This window comes from Paenibacillus sp. 2TAB26 (assembly GCF_052115145.1).
Taxonomy (GTDB): Bacteria; Bacillota; Bacilli; order Paenibacillales; family Paenibacillaceae; genus Pristimantibacillus.
Genome location: NZ_JBFRGC010000004.1, coordinates 84,525 through 103,576 on the forward strand (window position 1 = coordinate 84,525; position 19,052 = coordinate 103,576).

The following is a 19,052-nucleotide window of genomic DNA, read 5'->3' on the forward strand; positions in this document are numbered from 1 at the left end:
ATTTTAAATGGGAAAATGTGGGGTTCTCCTCCTATCCTATTTTTGGTACAATGCAGATAGAGTCGAAATTTAAGAGAATGCGGGTGAACACGGCGAATGCTAAGGCAAAACCAACGGTTTTTGACGCAATTATATATGCTGGCGGATTTATCCTGCACATTGGTCGTCTTTATGGCCGCGTATTGGCTTAAATTTTATAGCGGTCTGCTGCCAAGCTTTAACTCGGTAGCGTTCTCTACTTATTTACTATGGGGAACGATTTATTCCTTTTCAGCAGTGCTGATCGGTTTTTACTTTCAGTTTTATTCKCCCAAACGACGCAAAAATTATTCCTACGAAGTGCTTCGTATTTTACAGATTCAAACGATTAGCTTTTTAGGTTTACTTAGCTTGTTCTTCTTTACCCGTGAAGTACATATCTCTCGTGAATTTCTAGCCATTTTCTTTTTCATGAATTTTATCGCCATTGCGTCATACCGATATTGGGTCAAATCGATCCTCGCTTCATTTCGTCGCAAAGGCTTTAATAAACGTTTTGTGCTTATCGTTGGGGCGGGTTCAGTGGGACGCAGTTTCTATACGAATCTGCAGCAACACCCGGATCTTGGTTATGAGGTAGTCGGCTTTTTGGATGATTATCAAGATGAGCATGCGACTGAGCATCAGTATATGAAGCCGATTATCGGAAGGCTTGATGCTTTGAAGCAAAAGCTCGATATGATGCCTATTGATGAAGTCATCATTGCACTGCCGCTTGAAGCGCATGCGAAGTATGCGGAAATTATTGAAATGTGTGAACGGACGGGCGTCAAGACGCTAATTATTCCTGATTTCTTTGATCTGCTGCCGGCTCGGCCATTTTTTGATAATTTTGCGGGCATCCCGCTTATTAATGTAAGGGATATTCCGCTCGATGAGCTGAGCAATCGGATATTAAAGCGCTGGTTTGATATCGCCTTCTCATTAGTAGCGATTGTTATAACGTCTCCAATCATGTTGTTCGCTGTCATAGGGCTTAAGCTGACATCGCCTGGACCCGTATTGTTTAAGCAGGAGCGGATGGGACTCGATCGCAAAACGTTCCATATGTTTAAATTCCGCTCGATGCGTGTATCAACGGATAAAGTATCAGATACACAGTGGACGGTAGAGAACGATCCAAGGCGCACCAAGTTTGGCAGCTTCCTTCGTCGCACAAGTCTGGATGAGCTGCCGCAGTTTTTTAATGTTCTGCTCGGCCATATGAGCGTGGTTGGTCCGCGGCCAGAACGTCCCTATTTCGTGAATCAGTTCAAAGAGGAAATTCCAAAATATATGGTTAAGCATCAGATTAGACCTGGAATAACAGGCTGGGCACAAACCAATGGCTTAAGAGGCGACACTTCCATACAAGACCGTATTATGTTTGATATTTTTTATATTGAAAACTGGACTTTTTTCTTTGATATCAAAATTATTTTCAAAACGGTACTGAAGGGCTTGATTAACAAAAATGCTTACTAACAGCGATTCAGCATGCCGAGTATCGATTATTATTCCTACATTAAATGCAGGGCCAGAGCTGGAAGAGCTATTAGAGCGATTGAAGCATCAGTCGCTTCCTCCCTTTGAAATCATCATCATGGATTCCTGCTCGGACGACGGAACGCAGGAGCGAGCGCTCAAGGCTGGCGCCCAAGTGATGCGCGTTGAACGCCGTGACTTCGATCACGGTGGTACGCGCAACGTTGCAGCGATGCAAGCACGCGGCGATATTTTGCTTTTTATGACGCAGGATGCCCTTCCTTGCAACGATAAGCTCATTGAAGAGCTGACTCGCCCACTTTTATCTGGAAATAATGTGGCGTATGCCTATGCAAGGCAGCTGCCCAGACCAGAAGCTAATGTGCTGGAACGACTGGCAAGGGAACATAACTATCCGGCACAGTCGCAATTGAAAGCATATGAGGATATTGAAGAGCTTGGGATTAAAACATTTTTTTGCTCCAACGTATGTTCAGCGATTTGGCGTGAGACGTTTGAGACGATGGGACGATTTCAGGAGCCTGTCATCTTTAATGAAGACTTGTTTATGGCTGCCAAATGCATATTGACTGGCTATAAGGTTGCTTACTGCGCAGAGGCTCTAGTGTTTCATTCGCATGACTATTCGATAAAGCAGCAATTCAAGCGTTACTTCGATAATGGAATATCTATGCGATGCAATACATGGATCACGCCTTACAGCGCGGTTGGCAAAGCAGGCTCAAAGCTCGTTAAGCTGCAGCTGAATGAGCTCAATCGAACCGGCAAATGGCATCTGATTCCCAAGCTGATCGCTGAATCAGCAGCTAAGCTGATCGGCTATAAGCTGGGCATGAATTACCGTTTACTGCCGCAGTTTATAACAAGAAGGCTTAGCATGCATCGCCTTATCCTTACTCATATCGAAAATAATAATGCTGGCGTGACAATGAAGCAATAATCCAATCATCAGATTTAATCATTAATCTGCAATACTTCAAATTCTAAAGCTCGTCCGATTAGCAATAATCGGCGGGCTTTTTTTTCATGTTATAAGATTTTATAAGAATAGGTATGTAAGCATGCGTTCAAACTAGAGGGACTTGTAAGATTCTGCACGGTAAGGAGAAAACGAGGTGTTATTTTAACTATGGTGTTCATTTGGCTGTCGGCAATATTAATCGTATATATTATTCAGCTCGCTGTGGTTTTTGTGATGGAGCATCGTCGTCAGGTACAGTTGACTGCATGGCTTTTCATTACATTTATGTTCCCGTTCATAGGCTTTATAGCCTATATCATGCTTGGGAAAGATTTTGTCAGACGCAGGCGTATGGAACGATTTAAGCAGGAGACTATATGCTATGCGAATCAATTATCCCAGCAGGTTACAGAGGCAGCGGATATGAAAAATGAGCAGGTTGAGACACAAAAGAAACTGTTTGCCATGCTTACTGGCTTAGCTCCGTTTCCGATTACCCGTAATAATGAAGCATTCGTTCTGAATAACGGTGATGACACATATGAGGAGATATTGAGAGAGCTGAGACGAGCGACCCATCATATACATATGGATTATTACACGATTAGAGATGATGAAATTGGCCAACGTTTTTTGCAGGTGTTAACGAGTAAGGCGAGAGAAGGAGTGCAGGTTCGAGTCGTATATGATGGGATAGGAAGCCTGCATTTAAGTGATAAGTATATCGAAGAGCTTCATCTTGCAGGAGTTCGGACAAGCTGCTTTTTACCGCCGCGCATCGCTTTTTTTGACAGAAAATTAAATTATCGCAATCATCGCAAAATCGTTGTAGTAGATGGGACCGTAGGTTTTATCGGAGGTATCAATATCGGTGATGAATACTTAGGAAAGGACCCTAAGCTGGGCTTCTGGCGGGATACCCATTTACGTTTAAAAGGGGACTCCGTTTATTACCTGCAGGAGCTGTTCATGAACGACTGGGCCTTCGCGGCAAAAGAAGAGCTGGATGGTAAAGCGTATATGACGCCTCATCATTGCCTAGGAAATGAAAGGGTGCTGATGGTTTCAAGTAAACCGGGACAGCATGCTCATAAGATTGATGAAGTCATGTTTGCTGCGATAACAGCGGCTTTGACGAGGATATATATAACGACGCCTTATTTTATACCTGATTCCAGCCTGCTTATGGGTCTCAGAACTGCTGCACTCAGCGGGGTGGATGTGAGGTTGATTATACCGGGTATTGCGGACTCCAAGCTTGTGCTGCTTGCCACACTATCCTATATGCAAGAGATGCTGGATGCGGGAGTGAAGGTTTATCGCTATGAGAAAGGATTTATTCACTCGAAGGTGATGATTGTAGATCACATGCTGGCCACTGTTGGAACAGCAAATGTAGATATGCGCAGCTTGCTAAGTAATTTTGAGCTGAACGCGGTGCTTTTTGACGAAGGGACGATTAAGAAGCTGGAAACGGATTTTATGGAGGATTTGAAGCATAGCCGAGAATTGGACAAAAAGACCTTTATGAATCGACCGAATCGACAAAAGGCAGCAGAAGAATTACTGCGCATGTTATCGCCGCTGCTGTGAACGATGCATGCTTGACTGCGTTTTCGGGCATATTTTTCGAAGGTGGATAAACCATGTTATTACCGCCGCGAATGCGAAATCAGGCCTACACGGTATACGTATTCGCCAAAACAAATGGGAGGGTATAACTATGACAGATACTAACGACGAGCAAAAACAAGAGGCGGCAGATCCGAAGCATGAGGGTCGAGAGGATTATTTTATGGATATCGACAGAATGGTAAATGAAGGATTAGGCGGCGGCAATGTAACGCTGCAAAACGGCCTTATTGACGAATCAACAACAGATACGATGGAACGTGAATCCAGATAGCAATTGTTCAATGAACTTATAAAAAAGGAGGGGTAGGCAGTATGGACGTAGCACGCGCGAAGCAAATATACGAATCAGAACAGACAGTTAAAGTTCATCTGGATGAGGATTCGGTCTGGATTGAAAATGTCGACGAGGCGAATGGGATGGCAACCGTTATGGTCGGCAACAATCCTGTGAACACAAAGACGGTATCCTGTGACCGATTGAAGGAAGAAGGTTAATCGTTACAAGCTAAGCAACAAGCAGCTGTACAGAAAAAGAGGCAATCCCAATAATAAATGGGAAAGCCTCTTTTTTTGTTTACCCAATAACCATCTTAACCGCCAAAAGCTTCTCTAAACGCGATACAAAGCTGATTGCGATCGACTTCCCATAACTCGGCAATTTCAGCGCTGACATTCTCTTCCCACCAGTCGCATTGGATCTTCCGATTGTCTTTATTTTCGTGAACCCAGATCAGGTTGACAATAACCTTTTTAAAATAAAGTTTTTCAGCTTGCTCCATTTTCTCTTTGGACACCCAAAGTTTCATGCGCTTCACGGTGCGGTATAGCTCGTTGCTGCAGGCTCTGCGGATTTTACGCGCAGTCGGTAAGCCGGCTGTATGTTTTGGCGCGTTAGCTTTCATTATAGACCGACTCCTCTCTACCCCATATGTATGCGCCCGGGGAGAAGGAGGTCACTCGTTACAGCTGTTTGCCTGCTAATCTACTGTGATATATCCAACCATTGGTCCACCGTGGCGCATATCAGTATGGGTCAAGCATAAAATAGGATAAGTCCCCTCTTTTTTGGCAGTGAATCGTACAACCGTCGTTTTGCCTTTTAGTACTTCTCCCTTAATGCCAAGGCCTTCAATGACAAAGGGATGGCTTGCTCCACTTACACCACTAATATGCAGCTCAGTTAGTTCATCCTTTTGGACAACAATTTGACCCGGATCCCAGCGATACATTTCATGCTCTTTGCCGTCAGCGGTTTGTGACTTGTATTCAACCGTAACAATCTGGAAAATTCGCGGCTCTGACGGTTGTCCATCTACCTCTTTTGATCTGTCCCAGCTTAAGTAAACGCCGGTGAATACGATAAGGACTGCAACTACAATAAACAGTTGAATTTGTCGTTTACTTACAATAAAGACCTTTGACATGAAACGCTCACCTCATCCATTCGTATCATTTAAGGCTAGTCTATGCAGGGGCTTGTCAGCACATGACAAAAGTGGAAGGTTGTCTGTATCGTATGTTAGAATAGCTTCAGCGCAGCAAAAGCAAGCGAAAGCCATATTTTATGCAGGAAGGCGGATTGAGAACAGGAATGGATTTTATTCATGAAGTATTGGACAATGTATTGCAATGGGTAGAGAGTCTAGGGTACTTTGGTATTTTGATCGGACTATTGATTGAAGTTATACCAAGTGAAATTGTGCTCGGCTTTGGAGGTTATCTCGTATACAAAGGGGATATTTCCTTCTGGGGGGCAGTGTTGTTCGGTACGTTAGGTGCAATTGGACAAAACTGGATTTTATATTGGATTGGCAGATATGGCGGACGGCCGATCGTCGAGAAATACGGTAAATATATAAAGATCAAACAAAAACATGTAGATATTTCTGAAAATTGGTTTAACAAGTATGGCGTAGGCATCGTGTTCACTGCACGTTTTGTCCCGGTAATGAGACAGGTTATTTCAATTCCAGCGGGTATGGCAAGAATGAATTTTGGATTATTTACATTGCTGACTGCACTTGCGTCTCTGCCATGGTCTATATTGTTTATTTATCTGGGCAAATCACTTGGCGAGAACTGGGATAAAATCGATGAGAAAGCTGCGCCTTATGTACAGCCTGCTATTCTTATCGCAATTGCACTCCTTATTATTTATGTCCTTTTCAAATTTGTACGCTCACGCCGCAAATCGGTATAATAGAACAGTCAACCTTGCATTTTTTTCTGATGAGCAACCATTAAATAGACGAAAGAGGGATTCATATGAGCAAAAGCATTGCAGATAAACTGGGCAAAGGAATTAGCCCGCAACAATTTATTGACGGCATGACCAAAAATAAAGAGCAGTTTTTGGATTGGTCGGAAAAGTTCGTATGGACCGATGAGAGCGACAAGGAATATTTCGATTCGCTTAACAATCGTGATGATCTTCGTGTATTGATACTGATGGCTGATTGGTGTGGCGATGTTGTACGTAATATTCCTGTTGTGTTCAAAGCGCTTGAGAACAGCGGCGTGCCGATTGACGTGCTCATTATGGAAGAGCATCTCGACACGATGGATCAATTTTTGACACTTGGCGGCCGTTCTGTACCTGTCGTTATTGTTGCGGATACAGGCGGAGCAGTGCTAGGTAAGTGGGGACCGCGTCCTACTCATGTTCAGGAAGCTATGCTCGCGTTCAAAAAAGAAAATCCAGACCGTGAAGCAGCTGACTATCAAGAGAAACTGGCGATTACAAGACAGGAAATTGGCCGTCGTTATGGAGAAGGAACTGAATATCAATCCGTTATTGTGAAAGAGCTCCGCACTTTGTTGGAGTCATTTTAAACGAATATGAGTGAGAATATGAAGATTGAAACTTTTACATTAGGTCCCCTGCAAACGAATGCTTATCTCATCACGGTGAAGGAGCCTGCAACGGTAAATGGTGAAGAGGCGCAGGAACGCGGCATCGTGATTGATCCAGGAATGAATCCACGCAAGCTGATTGAGCGCCTAAAAGATGTGAAGGTGGAAGCAATTTTATTGACTCACGCTCATTTCGATCATATGGGCGGAGTGGATGAAGTGCGAAAGCTCGCTGACTGTCCTGTGTACATACATGACTTGGAGGCAGACTGGCTAACGGATCCGCGTAAAAATGGTTCAATGAGATGGCAGGATGTAACGCCTCCGCTTTCAACGGATCCCGCTGAATATGCGCTCGCGGAAGGTCAAACCTTATCGCTGCTTGGACTATCTTTCCGAGTTATGCATACACCGGGGCATTCTCCCGGCAGCGTAAGCTTCCTGCATGGCAACCATCTGTTCTCAGGCGATGTGCTCTTCAAAATGTCAGTTGGCCGAACGGACCTGCCGGGCGGACGTGAACGTGATTTATATGACTCCATTCGCTTGAAGCTGTACAAACTAAACCCAGAAGTCATTGTATATCCAGGACATGGCGGACGTACGACGATTGGTTTTGAAATGGCGAACAACCCATATACGGGTGCATGAAGCATGAGGAAGGGGCATGACGTTTGGCGGATACAAAGGTACAGCATTTTACAGATGATGTAGAAGAGAACGCGGGAAAATCGAAATTGACAGTGGAACAGAAAGCTGCCGAAAGTCAGCGAATTATAACTGGAATAGCTGCACAGTTATCGATCCCGGTCACAAAAGTGAAATCTGCAGTAGGCTTGCTCGATGAGGGCAACACCATTCCATTTATCGCGCGTTATCGGAAAGAGATGACGGGTGAGCTGGATGAGAATGATCTAAGAGCAATCGAAGAGAAGCTGCAATATATGCGGAACCTGGAAGAGCGAAAACGCGAGGTTATTCGTCTAATTGATGAGCAAGGCAAGCTGACTGAAGAGCTGCGCGCTTCGATTACCCAATCGGTTAAGCTGCAAGAAATAGAAGATCTATATCGGCCATATCGGCAAAAGCGGAAGACTCGTGCGAGCGTCGCGAAGGAAAGAGGACTGGAGCCGCTATCAGAATGGCTGTGGTCACAGCCGCGTAGCGGTGATCCGCTTGTTGAAGCTGCCCGTTATGTGAACGAGGAAAAAGGTGTACCGACTGCTCAGGATGCTTTAAATGGAGCTTCGGACATCATTGCAGAAAATATTGCCGATGATGCATCTATTCGCGCTTGGGTTCGCAAATTCACATTTGATCAAGCGCTAATCAAGACAGAAGCAAAAAATGCTGCTGAGGAAACGGTATACGAAATGTATTACAGCTATCAGGAGCCGGTTCGAAAGCTTCCTCCACATCGTGTTCTTGCGATTAATCGTGCTGAACGCGAGGATGTGCTGCGTGTTGCCTTTGATGTTCCTACGGAACGCATTCATGAGCATATCCAGAGAAAGCTGCTTAGAAACGGGACTGCGCAATCTGTACGCGATGTGCTTGTATCGGTCATTGAAGACTCTTATAAGCGTCTTATCTCGCCATCTATTGAGCGTGAGGTTCGTGGCGAGCTGACAGAAAAGGCAGAGGAGCATGCCATTTCCATTTTCTCTGAAAACTTGCGCAATCTGCTGCTTCAACCGCCAGTTCGCGGCAATATCGTGCTCGGAGTTGATCCGGCTTTCCGTACCGGGTGCAAACTAGCAGTCATTGATGATATTGGCAAGCTGCTGGAGGTCGCGGTATCTTATCCAACTCCTCCGAACAACAAAGTGGCTGAAGCTGAGAAGCTCATCAATGGATTAATTGATAAATACAAAGTAGAATTGATCGTTATAGGCAATGGAACAGCCTCACGTGAGACGGAGCAATTTATTGCTGACTTAATAGGCAAGCGCAAAGCGGCCGGAGCGGGCGGCGCTGAGCTTAAGTACATAATTGTCAACGAAGCAGGCGCAAGCGTTTATTCGGCCTCTAAGCTCGCTCAGGAGGAGTTTCCGGCGCTAGACGTCGCAGAGCGCAGCGCAGTGTCGATTGCCCGCAGATTGCAAGACCCGCTTGCAGAGCTCGTTAAAATCGAGCCTAAAGCAATCGGAGTTGGACAATATCAGCATGACGTTAGTCAGAAGCGCCTTGATGAGACGCTTGGCGGAGTAGTTGAATCGGCAGTTAACCACGTTGGCGTCGATGTGAACACAGCATCAGCATCCTTGTTATCCTACGTGGCGGGCATTAATGCTACCATCGCTAAAAATATCGTGAAATATCGTGATGAAAACGGACGCTTCATTAAACGAAACCAGCTGCAGAAGGTACCGCGTCTTGGCGCAAAATCATATGAGCAATGTATTGGTTTCTTGAGAATTGCTGAACCAGTCAATCCTCTAGACAGCACGCCGATTCATCCGGAATCTTATGAGGTTGTAGACAAGCTGTTTATTGAGATGGGTCTTAGCCTTAAGCAGTTAGGCTCAGAGGAGCTAAGAACGAAGCTTGCGGAGCTAGACGCAGATCGTATCGCGCCAACGCTTGGCGTGGGCGTACCTACTTTGCGGGACATCATGGATAGCTTGCTTCGTCCGGGTCGCGACCCGCGTGAAGAGCTTCCTCCTCCGATTTTCCATACTGATGTACTCAATATCGAGGATCTGGCTCCAGGAATGGAACTTCACGGGACAGTGCGGAATGTCATCGATTTTGGTGCGTTTGTCGATATCGGCATCAAAAATGATGGGCTCGTTCATATTTCACAGCTCAGCGATAAATTCGTTAAACGTCCGATGGATGTTGTATCTGTCGGTGATACGGTTACGGTATGGGTGCTTAGTGTCGATTCGAAAAAAGGCCGAGTAAGCTTGACGATGCGCAAGCCTAACTAACGGTTTCCATATATAAAGGGCTTGCCTGTTAGGAGGCAAGCCCTTTATAATTTAACAAGTGCATGGGCATCGCCTACTACCCTACAAAAGGAGTGAGATGACTATGAAGACAGAAAAGGCAAGCGGATCAGCCCATTCAAAATGGTTTGGACTCGCTTTGCAGGCACTCGTTATTTTATCGCACAAATCAGAATGTTATCCAAGTGCGGCTATTGCCGGCTGTTTGAACTCGGAAGCAACACAATTGCGGAAAGTGCTGGCTAAGCTGGCTGCTGGGCAATTAATTGAAACAAGAGAAGGCCGTGATGGAGGTTATAGGCTGAAACGCCCTCCAGAGGCGATATCGCTCGCTGAGGTGTACATTGCTCTCAAAGTAGGAGAACCTCTCTGCAGCGGCATGCTGGATACAATCAGCCTGCATGATGCTGGAATGAATATGAAGTCAGCATTCATGGATATTGCAAATGAGATTGAACAGAATACGATCGAAACACTGCAGCAGTTTACAATTGCGCAGCTTGCTCAAAAAACATTGCCTAATTCTTCTTAAAAAGTAATTAAATTTACTAAAGTTAGTCGATTGACAAAACTATCGACACGACCTATACTGTGTATATAAATGATACAGTTCATCTTTCATTAACTGTGCCGTACGAAGCACAGTATATTCGCGAGATTAACTGAGTAGAATCTTGCACAGATAAAAAAATTTCCTTTGGAGGGAACCATATGACAACAACTCAAAGCAATTCACAAGAAACTCAAACGAATGAACAATTGAATGCAACTTTCTTTGATGTTTTAAATAGCCGTCGTTCTGTACGTGAATACGACAGCAGTGCAGTAATTTCTGAGGAAGAAATCAGAGACATTCTTGCAACTGCGATCAAAGCGCCATCTTCATCGAATATGCAGCCTTGGCGTTTTCTCGTTGTAACTGATCCTGAACTGAAGCAAAAGCTGCTTCCCATCGCATTTAACCAAAAGCAGGTAGCTGCTGCATCAGCGATTGTTATTGTTCTAGCTGATTTGGAAATGTACACGTTGTCCGAAAAAATTTATGGATCTGCGATTGAAGCAGGTTTCATGACTGAAGAAGTGGGCAACAACTTTATTGCGAATTCTACGAAAATGTACTCAGCTTTGCCAGCAGAGCGCTTGAAAGAAATCGTTGTATTTGACACAGGCCTAGTGGCGATGCAGCTTATGCTGACAGCTCGTGCTAAAGGGTATGATTCCGTTCCTATGGGCGGATATAACCGTGATCAAGTGATGGAACTGTTTAATATTTCGGATCGTTATTTGCCGACGTTGATGCTTCCAATCGGCAAAGCAGCAGTAGAAGGCCGTGAAACAACTCGTCTATCGGTTGATGATGTTACATTTTTTAACAAATTTTAATTTATCGATAACCAAACAATAACAAAAAGCGACCCTCAGATAGTGGGGGTCGCTTTTGTTATTCTAACGATAAGTAATTAGGAGTTCGCCATTACATTCTGCTTTATTTCACCGTTTAAACGAGCTAATCCCTTAAAAGTATGGCAGCAGCCCTATACGGTTATGTGGTTGGGCAGTGATCGTTTACTGAAATTCGGTGAATTCGGTTTCGGTGCCTTCTTCCTTTGAACCTTGTTTGTTGCGGTAAAAATACCAGCAGTCATTAAGCAGCTTAATTTGTCTGCGGTCTTTCTTTTGAAATGCACGCATCATTTGATTGCACAGCCACTGTGGCATACCTATCGTTCTCCTTCCCCAGGCCTAACTTGTTGTAATACTACAATATGGGGAAGGGCGTGTGTCCGTGCAGGTCCTACCTATATACTCTGTTCTTCTTCATACTCTTCGTACCACTGTTCAAGCTGAGCTTGCAGAGCACGAATTTCTGTTAAAAGCGAAATAAGCGGATAGGACTTCTCTTGTACGCCGGCAAAATCCTTCTCAAGGCTGTTGATGTAATCCAGGCCTGAGACGATATTAATGGAATTGTCGTGAAGCTCAACATCGTTGCACTCAGCTACAGCATAAGGCAATACTGGAACATGCTCTGCCGTTAGCTTGTCAATTTCTTTATGAAGCCGGAGGTTAAGCGCACTTAGCTGATAAGCGTGCGATTCAGGCATTTCCACGAAAAAGATGATGTCATTTTGTTTCAATAGGACGTAGCGCATAGTTGCCATAATAATTATTGATCTCCCCTTTAGTTTGTTACCGTACATATACTGTAAATTTTCTGCACATTTAATAATTCCTACTTGACAGTGTAGCCTATGCCAGCTTTAAAATTCAAGTAGTTGGGGGAGAATAATGAATGAATAATGAGGCGCTGCAGCAATGGGTTGAGCATATTTCGATAACCTTTTTTAATCGTCCGTTTTTACATCAAGCTACATTCAACAGCCGACTTAAAGCAACAGGAGGACGCTACTTTACAAGGTCCCATAATATTGAGATCAGTCCTCATCAGCTTTCGGCTTTCGGGCATGAAGAAACCGAGAAAATTATTAAGCATGAGCTTTGCCATTATCACTTGCATATATTGAAGCGGGGATACCAGCATCGTGATATTGAATTCAAACAGCTGCTGGCTCAGGTAGGCGGCTCACGCTATTGTCAGTCCTTACCTGAACGCGCGCAGCGTAAGCAGCAGCCATTTCGGTACAAGCTTGTTTGTACCAAATGCGGGATGGAGTATCTGCGCAAAAGGAAGATTGATCCGGCTAAATACGCTTGTGGAAAATGTCGCGGAAAATTAGTGTTAAAAGTGATTGACAATCAAAGTAGTACATGATATATTATTACTTGTCACTTTTACTTTTCCCTGATAGCTCAGTTGGTAGAGCACTCGACTGTTAATCGAGTTGTCACAGGTTCGAGTCCTGTTCGGGGAGCCAGATTTGGAGAGATACCCAAGTGGCTCAAGGGGACCCTCTGCTAAGGGGTTAGACTGCGTAAGTGGTGCGAGGGTTCGAATCCCTCTCTCTCCGCCACATTTTTCTCACAAGTGTTTGCAACGGGAAGACCGTTCATCCGGTCTTTTTTATTTGCCACAGTGGTTGCAGCATCGTGGAAATCTCATTTGAAGTGTTCTGTATGGCCCGTTGGTCAAGTGGTTAAGACACCTCCCTTTCACGGAGGTAACAGGGGTTCGAGTCCCCTACGGGTCACCAATTATTCACACAAAAAAATGTACTAGCTCTTCGGAGCTCGTTTACAATTACAGCGAGAGCCATTAGCTCAGTTGGTAGAGCACCTGACTTTTAATCAGGGTGTCGAAGGTTCGAGTCCTTCATGGCTCACCATTTTCTTGATTAAGAAGATGCGAGCGATGAACGTTCGACTTATAAATGTGCGGTAGTGGTGGAACGGCAGACACGCTATCTTGAGGGGGTAGTGTCCCATGGACGTGCAGGTTCAAATCCTGTCTACCGCACCATAACTTACTCTTTGCCGATGTATATAGGTGAACTTAGAAGGTGCCATTTTGCTTGCACTTTTCTGATAGATGATGCCACTTTATATTCAGATCATAAATCTGACTAGAGAGTGGTTTTTTCGTTATAAGTTGCTCGAGCCGTGAAAACAGATGCATCATTAGAGATGAGGAGCTGTAAACATGAAAATAAACTTAAACTTTACGAACAAGGGACAAGCAGCGATTAGCAAATTTAACAACGAGGAATTGCTTGAGATTTTCGCACGGTACAGCAATACCTTAATGAAAAAATACTCAATCGAAGTAACTGTACCAGCAGAAGGCAATGAAGCAATTATCGAAAGAGGCAAATTATCGGTATTTGTAGACAAAATCGAATGTGACGTTGAAACCTTCTTCAAAGAATTGGGAAGAGACGTTAAGGTGCCGCTTAAGAAAAGACTTACGCCTGAAGACAAGTTAGACAATGTATTTAAGGCTGAAACGATTGAATCGTAAGGCTAAAATTATATTTTAAAAAACTTGAGAAAAAATGCTTGAACTTCTGATGATAAGCTGATATAATCATTTTTGTTGTCTCAAGCATATTTGTTCTCTTAGTTCCAGACGGCCCGTTGGTCAAGTGGTTAAGACACCTCCCTTTCACGGAGGTAACAGGGGTTCGAGTCCCCTACGGGTCACCATTAATCCTCAAAGTGTACCAGCTCTATGGAGCTCGTTGCAATCACACGAGAGCCATTAGCTCAGTTGGTAGAGCACCTGACTTTTAATCAGGGTGTCGAAGGTTCGAGTCCTTCATGGCTCACCATTTTCTTTGATAAGAAGATGTGAGTGAAGGATCGTACAATTTACAATGTGCGGTAGTGGTGGAACGGCAGACACGCTATCTTGAGGGGGTAGTGTCCAATGGACGTGCAGGTTCAAATCCTGTCTACCGCACCAAAGTATATAAATCGTACGGCTCTAGTGATAGAGCCGTTTTTTTTTGTGTGTTCTAACAAAAAAAGAAGCACTACTTATCGTCATATTTAAAAAGTGGGAATACTAGAGGTTGGAATGGTTGATTATATATTTAGACCGTTATATATTTATCGAAGTGGGGGTGTTCAAATGCCGGGGGTTCATAGTAATTTAAAAGAAATCATGAGAGCTAAAGATCCAAACCTATCGATTAGGCAGCTTGCCAAAGATATTGACTATCATTTTGATTCTGTTCGGAAGATGTATAAGGATGAGATGGTTCAATATCCGCGGGATCTGTTATGGAGGTTATGCAAATATTTTGATGTAAGTCCTGGACAGTTTATTGTAGTCGTTCATGACGATAAAGATATAGATCCGGATAAATAAAAGGGAACCCTGTACATTTTGTATAGGGTTCCCTTTACTATTTATATGATAATTATGCGGAAGCGACTGCTTCTTCGGCTTGTGCTTGCGAGATTTTAACTAACATTGCATCAGGATCGGACAAAACTTCGATGCCTTCATGGAAGGAGAGATCAGACACTAGTAAATGATCTCCTATTTTAAGGCCGCTAATATCTACCTCGAATGCGCTGAGCAGATTGTCTGGCATGCAGCGAACCTCTACTTCGTACATCTCAACTTGAAGCATTCCGCCTTCTTTGACACCTGCTGGTTCTCCGGAGAAATGAATCGTTACTTTCGAATCTAAACTCACATTCATATTCAATTGATAGAAATCAACGTGAACAATTTTGTTGCTTAGCGGATCTCTTTGTATATTTTGAATTAATACTGGCTTATTCCCTTTTTCCGGAATAGCTGCATTTAAAATAGCGCGCGGGTTGTGCTTTATGACTGATAATATTTCTTTCTCAGCGACGATAACAGAAATGCTGCCGACATCCTTACCGTATACAATAGCTGGTACCTGTCCTTGCTTTCTTAATAGATTAATCTTAGATTTGCTTAAATCGACCCGTTCGTTTAACTGGATAGTATTGCTCATCATTTGTTGCCTCCTAATCGAATGGGGTACTGTCAAACCGACAATAAAAAAGACCGATTAGCAATAGAATGTCTAATCAGCCCGCTAACGACCATATTTTCTTGTCATATGTTAATTTTATCACAAGTTCTCGACTTGTCAAATCAGTGCAAATCCGGCTCGATTGACAAGAAAATATGGTCGTGTTAAGGTTTAAACAGCAGATAGGAGCGGAATTGCAAGAAAAGGCAGCAACTGAAAGCTGTTAAGTGGTAACACTGGGATAGCTAAAAACCAAAAGCATATCGTTTAATCTCGGAAATAAAGACATCTTTATTTCTTTTTTTTATTGTCATTTGTAAATATTTTAAAAATAAGGGAGTGATTTCATTGAAAAAAGTTTTAATCAAGCGGAATATAGCATTTTTGGGAACGAGCTTGCCTAGAGAATGCGGATTAGCTACTTTTTCTCAGGATCTGATGAATGAGATCGAACAAATTCAAGATTTTAATGCACCACGCATGATTGCGGTTAACAACAATAAGTCCTATGCGTACGGCAATCAGGTGATGGCTCAGATTGGACAGCACAATCGTGCAGATTATAGCAAAATAGCAAATGATCTTAATCAATCCAATATCGATATGTTAGTCATTCAGCATGAGTTCGGCATTTACGGCGGGGAAAGCGGAGAATACGTTTTGGATTTGGCAGCGAAGCTCAAAATCCCGTTTATCGTTATTTTTCATACCGTATTGTCCGAACCGAGCGAGAAGCAGCGTTTAATTATGAAGCAGCTGGCGGATCTAAGCTATAAGGTCATTACGATGGCCCATACCAAAATACAGGATTTGCATGAGGTTTACGGCATAACGCTTGAAAAGATAGAGATGTTCCATCATGGGGTTCCGGTAGTTGCGACCGAATCTAGAAATGAGCTTAAAGAAAGGTTCGGGTATACGAATCGGCAAATCATTTCAACATTCGGTTTTTTAAGCCCAGGCAAAGGGATTGAATATGCCATAGAGGCCATGAGCGGCGTAGTGAAGAAGCACCCGGAAGCACTTTATATGATTTTAGGCAAAACGCATCCTGTTGTGAAACAAGAAGTTGGAGAAGTGTACAGACAGAAGCTGACAGACCTAGTGGAAAAGCTTGGCCTTCAGCATCATGTTAGGTTTGTTGATAAGCATCTGACGCAGGAGGAGGTTGTTCAATCTCTTGTATTGTCGGATATTTATATAACGCCTTATCTTGGCAAGGATCAAGCTGTAAGTGGAACACTAGCATTCGGAATAGGTTACGGCAGGGTGATTATTTCGACTCCGTATCGCTACGCTGTTGAGATGCTGGCTGACGGAAGAGGATTGCTCGCAGATTTCCACAATTCCGCATCATTAGAAAATCATATTGTAACGATACTGGACGATCCGAATCTAAAAGCGGAGATGGAGAGCAAGACGCTCGCTTTAGGCAGTACAATGATGTGGAATGAAGTCGCCAAATCTTACGCGGTACTTTTCCGTGAAACGATGGCACATCATTATGTGTTAAAAGGGAGTGCGGTTTAATGGGAGTAAGTATGATCAAGCCGTTATCAACGAATTATTTGCGCTCATTAACAGATGATACAGGCATCTTCCAGCATACTAAATTCGGTATTCCCGACCGTTCCAAAGGTTATACCTCCGATGATAATGCAAGGGCTTTGATTGCGGCAGTTATGCTCAATAAGCGCATTAGAGATAAGGAATCTTTGAACCTTATAAATACGTATTTGGCCTTTATTCATCATGCTCAAAATGAAGACGGCAGCTTTCGAAACTTTATGGACTACAACCGTTTGTTCATAGAAAAAACAGGCTCTGAGGATTGTCTGGGGCGCTGTTTGTGGGCGCTTGGATTTACACTTTCGGAGCCATCCGTCCCGCATAATGTGCAAAATACATGTAAATATATGATCAATCAAGCGCTGCCGCATGTGCGGAGCTTGAGATCGCCAAGAGCGATGGCTTATGCAATTATCGGCTTAACTTCCATGATGCAGACCGAGAACGCGCTCCGTTATAAGTTCCCATATCCGAATATGGAAAGCGATGATCCAGCCTTTCTTCCAGAGGCTCAAATCGTTTCGTTAATTGAGGAATTAGCGATGAGGCTGCATACGCAGTATCAAAGCAATAAAGGAGAGGGCTGGCAGTGGTTTGAGGATCGTATTACTTATGGCAATGCGATGCTGCCTTGGGCGCTTTTCAAAGCATCACATTTTTCGCATATAGAAGCATTCAGACAAACCGCTAAAGAAAGCTTGGACTTTCTAGCTTTAATTACTTTTGCAAAAGAAGGTTATTTCAAACCCGTGGGCAGTCATGGCTGGCTTGATAGAGGCGGAGAAGCAGCGTTATATGACGAGCAGCCGATAGAAGCTTGCGAGATGCTGTTAGCCTGCTTAGAAGCGTACAAGACGTTAGGGAAGGAAACCTATCGCGAGCAAGCTTCCTTATGCTATGAATGGTTTCATGGGCGGAACTCCCGTCATGAATCGTTAATAGATGCAGAGACCGGCGGCTGTTACGATGGCATACATGCAAGCGGCCTGAATTTAAATCAAGGCTCGGAAAACATTGTTTCATACTGCATGGCTCATGAGGTGATGCACAATGAATAAATTTGCTACGATTCTCGCAGGCGGAGGCGGAACACGTTTTTGGCCTTTATCCCGGCAGGAGCTGCCAAAGCAGCTGATCAATATAAGCGGTACCGACATTATGCTCAATGATACGATTGAACGCTTTAACGGTGTTATTCCGATGGAAAACACGATCGTAGTAACGAATCGCACCCAAGCGGTGCTGCTCGAGAGGATCATGCATAAGAGTGTTCAGCACGTTAACATTCTGGTAGAGCCTGTTGCCAAAAATACGGCAGCGAGCATACTCCTTGCGGCTTTATTTATTGAGAAAAACCATGGTGATTCTCTTATGGTCGTATTTCCATCCGATCATCATATTACCGAATCGGATAACTTTAAGAAAACATTGAATGATGCTTGCATCGTGGCTATGGAGACAAACAAGATTGTTACGATTGGCATCAAGCCTACCTTTCCTTCAACTGGCTATGGTTATATTTCTTGCAAGAAAGACTCTTTCATTAAGGAGCCTTGTCATGTTTATGAGGCAGCCGAATTTGTCGAAAAACCTAATTTTGCAAAAGCGCAATCCTATCTTCAATCCGGTCATTATTTGTGGAACAGCGGTATGTTTATTTGGAAAACCTCCTGCATCATTGATAATTTCAAAAGGTTTCTTCCGAGGCTCTTTAAAACAATGCTCCCTTTAATTGCGTACATGGGCACGGAGCGCGAAGAGGAAATGATTAATGAGATTTATCCTTTGCTGCAAAACATTTCAATCGACTATGGTATTTTAGAGCGCAGTGACGAGGTTGTCGTTATTGAAGGCGATTTTGGATGGAATGATATTGGAAGCTGGGATGCGCTCGGCGCGATATTTCCTCCAGATGAGCATGGAAACATTGTCAAAGCGAACTATGTAGGCATCGACACACAGAACTCCATCATCTACGGCGATGACCGGCTCATTACTACAATTGGAATTGATGGTCTGATTATTGCGGATACCAAGGATGCGCTGCTGATATGTGCCAAAGACAAGGCGCAAGAGGTAAAGGAAATCGTTAGAATTTTGAAGGATAAGGGAATGCACGAATACGCCTAAGAAAGGCTTACATTC

Annotated in this window: 22 protein-coding genes and 8 tRNA genes; 25 read left to right on the forward strand and 5 right to left on the reverse strand. The window is 43.7% G+C overall.

What is annotated here, in order from left to right:
- Positions 1–96 precede the first annotated feature (96 nt).
- The 5 genes from AB4Z50_RS04845 to AB4Z50_RS04865 all read left to right on the forward strand — a co-directional run bounded on the left by AB4Z50_RS04845 (position 97) and on the right by AB4Z50_RS04865 (position 4,615).
- Positions 97–1,503, forward strand: a complete 1,407-nt coding sequence (locus AB4Z50_RS04845; RefSeq protein ID WP_441876384.1) for an undecaprenyl-phosphate glucose phosphotransferase — start codon at positions 97–99, stop codon at positions 1,501–1,503.
- A complete protein-coding gene (locus AB4Z50_RS04850) occupies positions 1,493–2,464 on the forward strand; it encodes a glycosyltransferase family 2 protein (protein ID WP_441876387.1) in 972 nt (323 codons plus the stop codon). Before AB4Z50_RS04845 ends, AB4Z50_RS04850 begins: the two co-directional genes overlap by 11 nt.
- 189 nt (positions 2,465–2,653) lie before the next feature.
- Positions 2,654–4,078, forward strand: a complete 1,425-nt coding sequence (gene cls, locus AB4Z50_RS04855; protein WP_441876390.1) for a cardiolipin synthase — start codon at positions 2,654–2,656, stop codon at positions 4,076–4,078.
- Between the two features lie 130 nt (positions 4,079–4,208).
- Positions 4,209–4,391, forward strand: a complete 183-nt coding sequence (locus AB4Z50_RS04860; protein WP_076271822.1) for a hypothetical protein — start codon at positions 4,209–4,211, stop codon at positions 4,389–4,391.
- A gap of 41 nt (positions 4,392–4,432) precedes the next feature.
- Entirely contained in the window at positions 4,433–4,615 is a 183-nt protein-coding gene (locus AB4Z50_RS04865) for an H-type small acid-soluble spore protein (protein ID WP_339204576.1), read from the forward strand.
- A 95-nt stretch (positions 4,616–4,710) separates the two neighbouring features.
- On the opposite strand, the gene AB4Z50_RS04870 is transcribed toward AB4Z50_RS04865, so the two are convergent.
- Together AB4Z50_RS04870 and AB4Z50_RS04875 are read right to left on the reverse strand one after the other, a co-directional pair.
- Complete coding sequence (locus tag AB4Z50_RS04870; protein WP_441876393.1) at positions 4,711–5,022, reverse strand: dehydrogenase; 312 nt, start codon at positions 5,020–5,022, stop codon at positions 4,711–4,713.
- Positions 5,023–5,097: 75 nt separating this feature from the next.
- On the reverse strand, positions 5,098–5,544 hold the full coding sequence (locus AB4Z50_RS04875; RefSeq protein WP_441876396.1) for a cupredoxin domain-containing protein: 447 nt from the start codon (positions 5,542–5,544) through the stop codon (positions 5,098–5,100).
- Positions 5,545–5,711: 167 nt separating this feature from the next.
- Between AB4Z50_RS04875 and AB4Z50_RS04880 the strand changes: the two genes are divergently transcribed.
- The 6 genes from AB4Z50_RS04880 to AB4Z50_RS04905 all read left to right on the forward strand — a co-directional run bounded on the left by AB4Z50_RS04880 (position 5,712) and on the right by AB4Z50_RS04905 (position 11,307).
- Positions 5,712–6,320, forward strand: a complete 609-nt coding sequence (locus AB4Z50_RS04880; protein ID WP_076271826.1) for a DedA family protein — start codon at positions 5,712–5,714, stop codon at positions 6,318–6,320.
- 65 nt (positions 6,321–6,385) lie between these two features.
- On the forward strand, positions 6,386–6,952 hold the full coding sequence (locus AB4Z50_RS04885; protein ID WP_339204573.1) for a thioredoxin family protein: 567 nt from the start codon (positions 6,386–6,388) through the stop codon (positions 6,950–6,952).
- Positions 6,953–6,970: 18 nt separating this feature from the next.
- Positions 6,971–7,624 (forward strand): MBL fold metallo-hydrolase, encoded by a 654-nt coding sequence (locus tag AB4Z50_RS04890; RefSeq protein ID WP_441876400.1) that lies wholly within the window; start codon positions 6,971–6,973, stop codon positions 7,622–7,624.
- Between the two features lie 23 nt (positions 7,625–7,647).
- Positions 7,648–9,906, forward strand: coding sequence for a Tex family protein (locus AB4Z50_RS04895; RefSeq protein WP_441876403.1), 2,259 nt, complete (start codon positions 7,648–7,650; stop codon positions 9,904–9,906).
- Between the two features lie 103 nt (positions 9,907–10,009).
- The gene (locus tag AB4Z50_RS04900) at positions 10,010–10,456 is read left to right on the forward strand and encodes an RrF2 family transcriptional regulator (RefSeq protein WP_441876406.1); all 447 of its coding nucleotides are present in this window, start codon (positions 10,010–10,012) and stop codon (positions 10,454–10,456) included.
- Positions 10,457–10,635: 179 nt separating this feature from the next.
- The gene (locus tag AB4Z50_RS04905) at positions 10,636–11,307 is read left to right on the forward strand and encodes a nitroreductase family protein (protein WP_076271830.1); all 672 of its coding nucleotides are present in this window, start codon (positions 10,636–10,638) and stop codon (positions 11,305–11,307) included.
- 183 nt (positions 11,308–11,490) lie between these two features.
- On the opposite strand, the gene cmpA is transcribed toward AB4Z50_RS04905, so the two are convergent.
- Positions 11,491–11,643: a cortex morphogenetic protein CmpA gene (cmpA, locus tag AB4Z50_RS04910; RefSeq protein WP_441876410.1), complete on the reverse strand. Its 153-nt coding sequence runs from the start codon at positions 11,641–11,643 to the stop codon at positions 11,491–11,493.
- An 80-nt stretch (positions 11,644–11,723) separates the two neighbouring features.
- Complete coding sequence (locus AB4Z50_RS04915; RefSeq protein ID WP_339204568.1) at positions 11,724–12,086, reverse strand: hydrolase/acyltransferase; 363 nt, start codon at positions 12,084–12,086, stop codon at positions 11,724–11,726.
- Positions 12,087–12,217: 131 nt separating this feature from the next.
- Between AB4Z50_RS04915 and AB4Z50_RS04920 the strand changes: the two genes are divergently transcribed.
- The 11 genes from AB4Z50_RS04920 to AB4Z50_RS04970 all read left to right on the forward strand — a co-directional run bounded on the left by AB4Z50_RS04920 (position 12,218) and on the right by AB4Z50_RS04970 (position 14,692).
- Positions 12,218–12,697: a SprT family protein gene (locus AB4Z50_RS04920; RefSeq protein ID WP_441876414.1), complete on the forward strand. Its 480-nt coding sequence runs from the start codon at positions 12,218–12,220 to the stop codon at positions 12,695–12,697.
- A 27-nt stretch (positions 12,698–12,724) separates the two neighbouring features.
- Positions 12,725–12,800, forward strand: a tRNA-Asn gene (locus AB4Z50_RS04925).
- 5 nt (positions 12,801–12,805) lie between these two features.
- A tRNA-Ser gene (locus AB4Z50_RS04930) sits at positions 12,806–12,896 on the forward strand.
- A 105-nt stretch (positions 12,897–13,001) separates the two neighbouring features.
- Positions 13,002–13,076 (forward strand) — tRNA-Glu (locus tag AB4Z50_RS04935).
- Positions 13,077–13,132: 56 nt separating this feature from the next.
- Positions 13,133–13,208, forward strand: a tRNA-Lys gene (locus tag AB4Z50_RS04940).
- A 49-nt stretch (positions 13,209–13,257) separates the two neighbouring features.
- Positions 13,258–13,342: transfer RNA gene (locus tag AB4Z50_RS04945), tRNA-Leu, on the forward strand.
- A gap of 180 nt (positions 13,343–13,522) precedes the next feature.
- Positions 13,523–13,840: a hypothetical protein gene (locus tag AB4Z50_RS04950; RefSeq protein WP_076267429.1), complete on the forward strand. Its 318-nt coding sequence runs from the start codon at positions 13,523–13,525 to the stop codon at positions 13,838–13,840.
- Positions 13,841–13,950: 110 nt separating this feature from the next.
- Positions 13,951–14,025 (forward strand) — tRNA-Glu (locus tag AB4Z50_RS04955).
- 49 nt (positions 14,026–14,074) lie between these two features.
- Positions 14,075–14,150 (forward strand) — tRNA-Lys (locus AB4Z50_RS04960).
- A gap of 49 nt (positions 14,151–14,199) precedes the next feature.
- Positions 14,200–14,284, forward strand: a tRNA-Leu gene (locus AB4Z50_RS04965).
- 168 nt (positions 14,285–14,452) lie between these two features.
- Complete coding sequence (locus AB4Z50_RS04970; RefSeq protein ID WP_339204567.1) at positions 14,453–14,692, forward strand: helix-turn-helix domain-containing protein; 240 nt, start codon at positions 14,453–14,455, stop codon at positions 14,690–14,692.
- Between the two features lie 52 nt (positions 14,693–14,744).
- Here the strand turns inward: AB4Z50_RS04970 and AB4Z50_RS04975 are convergent, their stop codons facing one another.
- Positions 14,745–15,317, reverse strand: a complete 573-nt coding sequence (locus AB4Z50_RS04975; protein ID WP_441876418.1) for a 50S ribosomal protein L25 — start codon at positions 15,315–15,317, stop codon at positions 14,745–14,747.
- Positions 15,318–15,686: 369 nt separating this feature from the next.
- Between AB4Z50_RS04975 and AB4Z50_RS04980 the strand changes: the two genes are divergently transcribed.
- Genes AB4Z50_RS04980 through AB4Z50_RS04990 form a run of 3 tightly spaced genes read left to right on the forward strand, consistent with a single transcriptional unit; the run spans position 15,687 to position 19,037 of the window.
- Complete coding sequence (locus AB4Z50_RS04980) at positions 15,687–16,868, forward strand: glycosyltransferase family 4 protein (protein ID WP_441876421.1); 1,182 nt, start codon at positions 15,687–15,689, stop codon at positions 16,866–16,868.
- A complete protein-coding gene (locus AB4Z50_RS04985; protein ID WP_441876424.1) occupies positions 16,868–17,965 on the forward strand; it encodes a glycosyltransferase in 1,098 nt (365 codons plus the stop codon). Before AB4Z50_RS04980 ends, AB4Z50_RS04985 begins: the two co-directional genes overlap by 1 nt.
- Positions 17,958–19,037, forward strand: a complete 1,080-nt coding sequence (locus tag AB4Z50_RS04990; RefSeq protein ID WP_339204562.1) for a mannose-1-phosphate guanylyltransferase — start codon at positions 17,958–17,960, stop codon at positions 19,035–19,037. Before AB4Z50_RS04985 ends, AB4Z50_RS04990 begins: the two co-directional genes overlap by 8 nt.
- Positions 19,038–19,052 lie beyond the last annotated feature (15 nt).

Bases quoted from the DNA above. Each gene is read 5' to 3' on its own strand.
- AB4Z50_RS04850 (WP_441876387.1), top strand. From the start codon at position 1,493: ATGCTTACTAACAGCGATTCAGCATGCCGAGTATCGATTATTATTCCT.
- cls (WP_441876390.1), top strand. From the start codon at position 2,654: ATGGTGTTCATTTGGCTGTCGGCAATATTAATCGTATATATTATTCAG.
- AB4Z50_RS04860 (WP_076271822.1), top strand. From the start codon at position 4,209: ATGACAGATACTAACGACGAGCAAAAACAAGAGGCGGCAGATCCGAAG.
- AB4Z50_RS04865 (WP_339204576.1), top strand. From the start codon at position 4,433: ATGGACGTAGCACGCGCGAAGCAAATATACGAATCAGAACAGACAGTT.
- AB4Z50_RS04870 (WP_441876393.1), bottom strand. From the start codon at position 5,022: ATGAAAGCTAACGCGCCAAAACATACAGCCGGCTTACCGACTGCGCGT.
- AB4Z50_RS04875 (WP_441876396.1), bottom strand. From the start codon at position 5,544: ATGTCAAAGGTCTTTATTGTAAGTAAACGACAAATTCAACTGTTTATT.
- AB4Z50_RS04880 (WP_076271826.1), top strand. From the start codon at position 5,712: ATGGATTTTATTCATGAAGTATTGGACAATGTATTGCAATGGGTAGAG.
- AB4Z50_RS04885 (WP_339204573.1), top strand. From the start codon at position 6,386: ATGAGCAAAAGCATTGCAGATAAACTGGGCAAAGGAATTAGCCCGCAA.
- AB4Z50_RS04890 (WP_441876400.1), top strand. From the start codon at position 6,971: ATGAAGATTGAAACTTTTACATTAGGTCCCCTGCAAACGAATGCTTAT.
- AB4Z50_RS04900 (WP_441876406.1), top strand. From the start codon at position 10,010: ATGAAGACAGAAAAGGCAAGCGGATCAGCCCATTCAAAATGGTTTGGA.
- AB4Z50_RS04905 (WP_076271830.1), top strand. From the start codon at position 10,636: ATGACAACAACTCAAAGCAATTCACAAGAAACTCAAACGAATGAACAA.
- cmpA (WP_441876410.1), bottom strand. From the start codon at position 11,643: ATGCCACAGTGGCTGTGCAATCAAATGATGCGTGCATTTCAAAAGAAA.
- AB4Z50_RS04915 (WP_339204568.1), bottom strand. From the start codon at position 12,086: ATGGCAACTATGCGCTACGTCCTATTGAAACAAAATGACATCATCTTT.
- AB4Z50_RS04920 (WP_441876414.1), top strand. From the start codon at position 12,218: ATGAATAATGAGGCGCTGCAGCAATGGGTTGAGCATATTTCGATAACC.
- AB4Z50_RS04950 (WP_076267429.1), top strand. From the start codon at position 13,523: ATGAAAATAAACTTAAACTTTACGAACAAGGGACAAGCAGCGATTAGC.
- AB4Z50_RS04970 (WP_339204567.1), top strand. From the start codon at position 14,453: ATGCCGGGGGTTCATAGTAATTTAAAAGAAATCATGAGAGCTAAAGAT.
- AB4Z50_RS04975 (WP_441876418.1), bottom strand. From the start codon at position 15,317: ATGAGCAATACTATCCAGTTAAACGAACGGGTCGATTTAAGCAAATCT.
- AB4Z50_RS04985 (WP_441876424.1), top strand. From the start codon at position 16,868: ATGGGAGTAAGTATGATCAAGCCGTTATCAACGAATTATTTGCGCTCA.
- AB4Z50_RS04990 (WP_339204562.1), top strand. From the start codon at position 17,958: ATGAATAAATTTGCTACGATTCTCGCAGGCGGAGGCGGAACACGTTTT.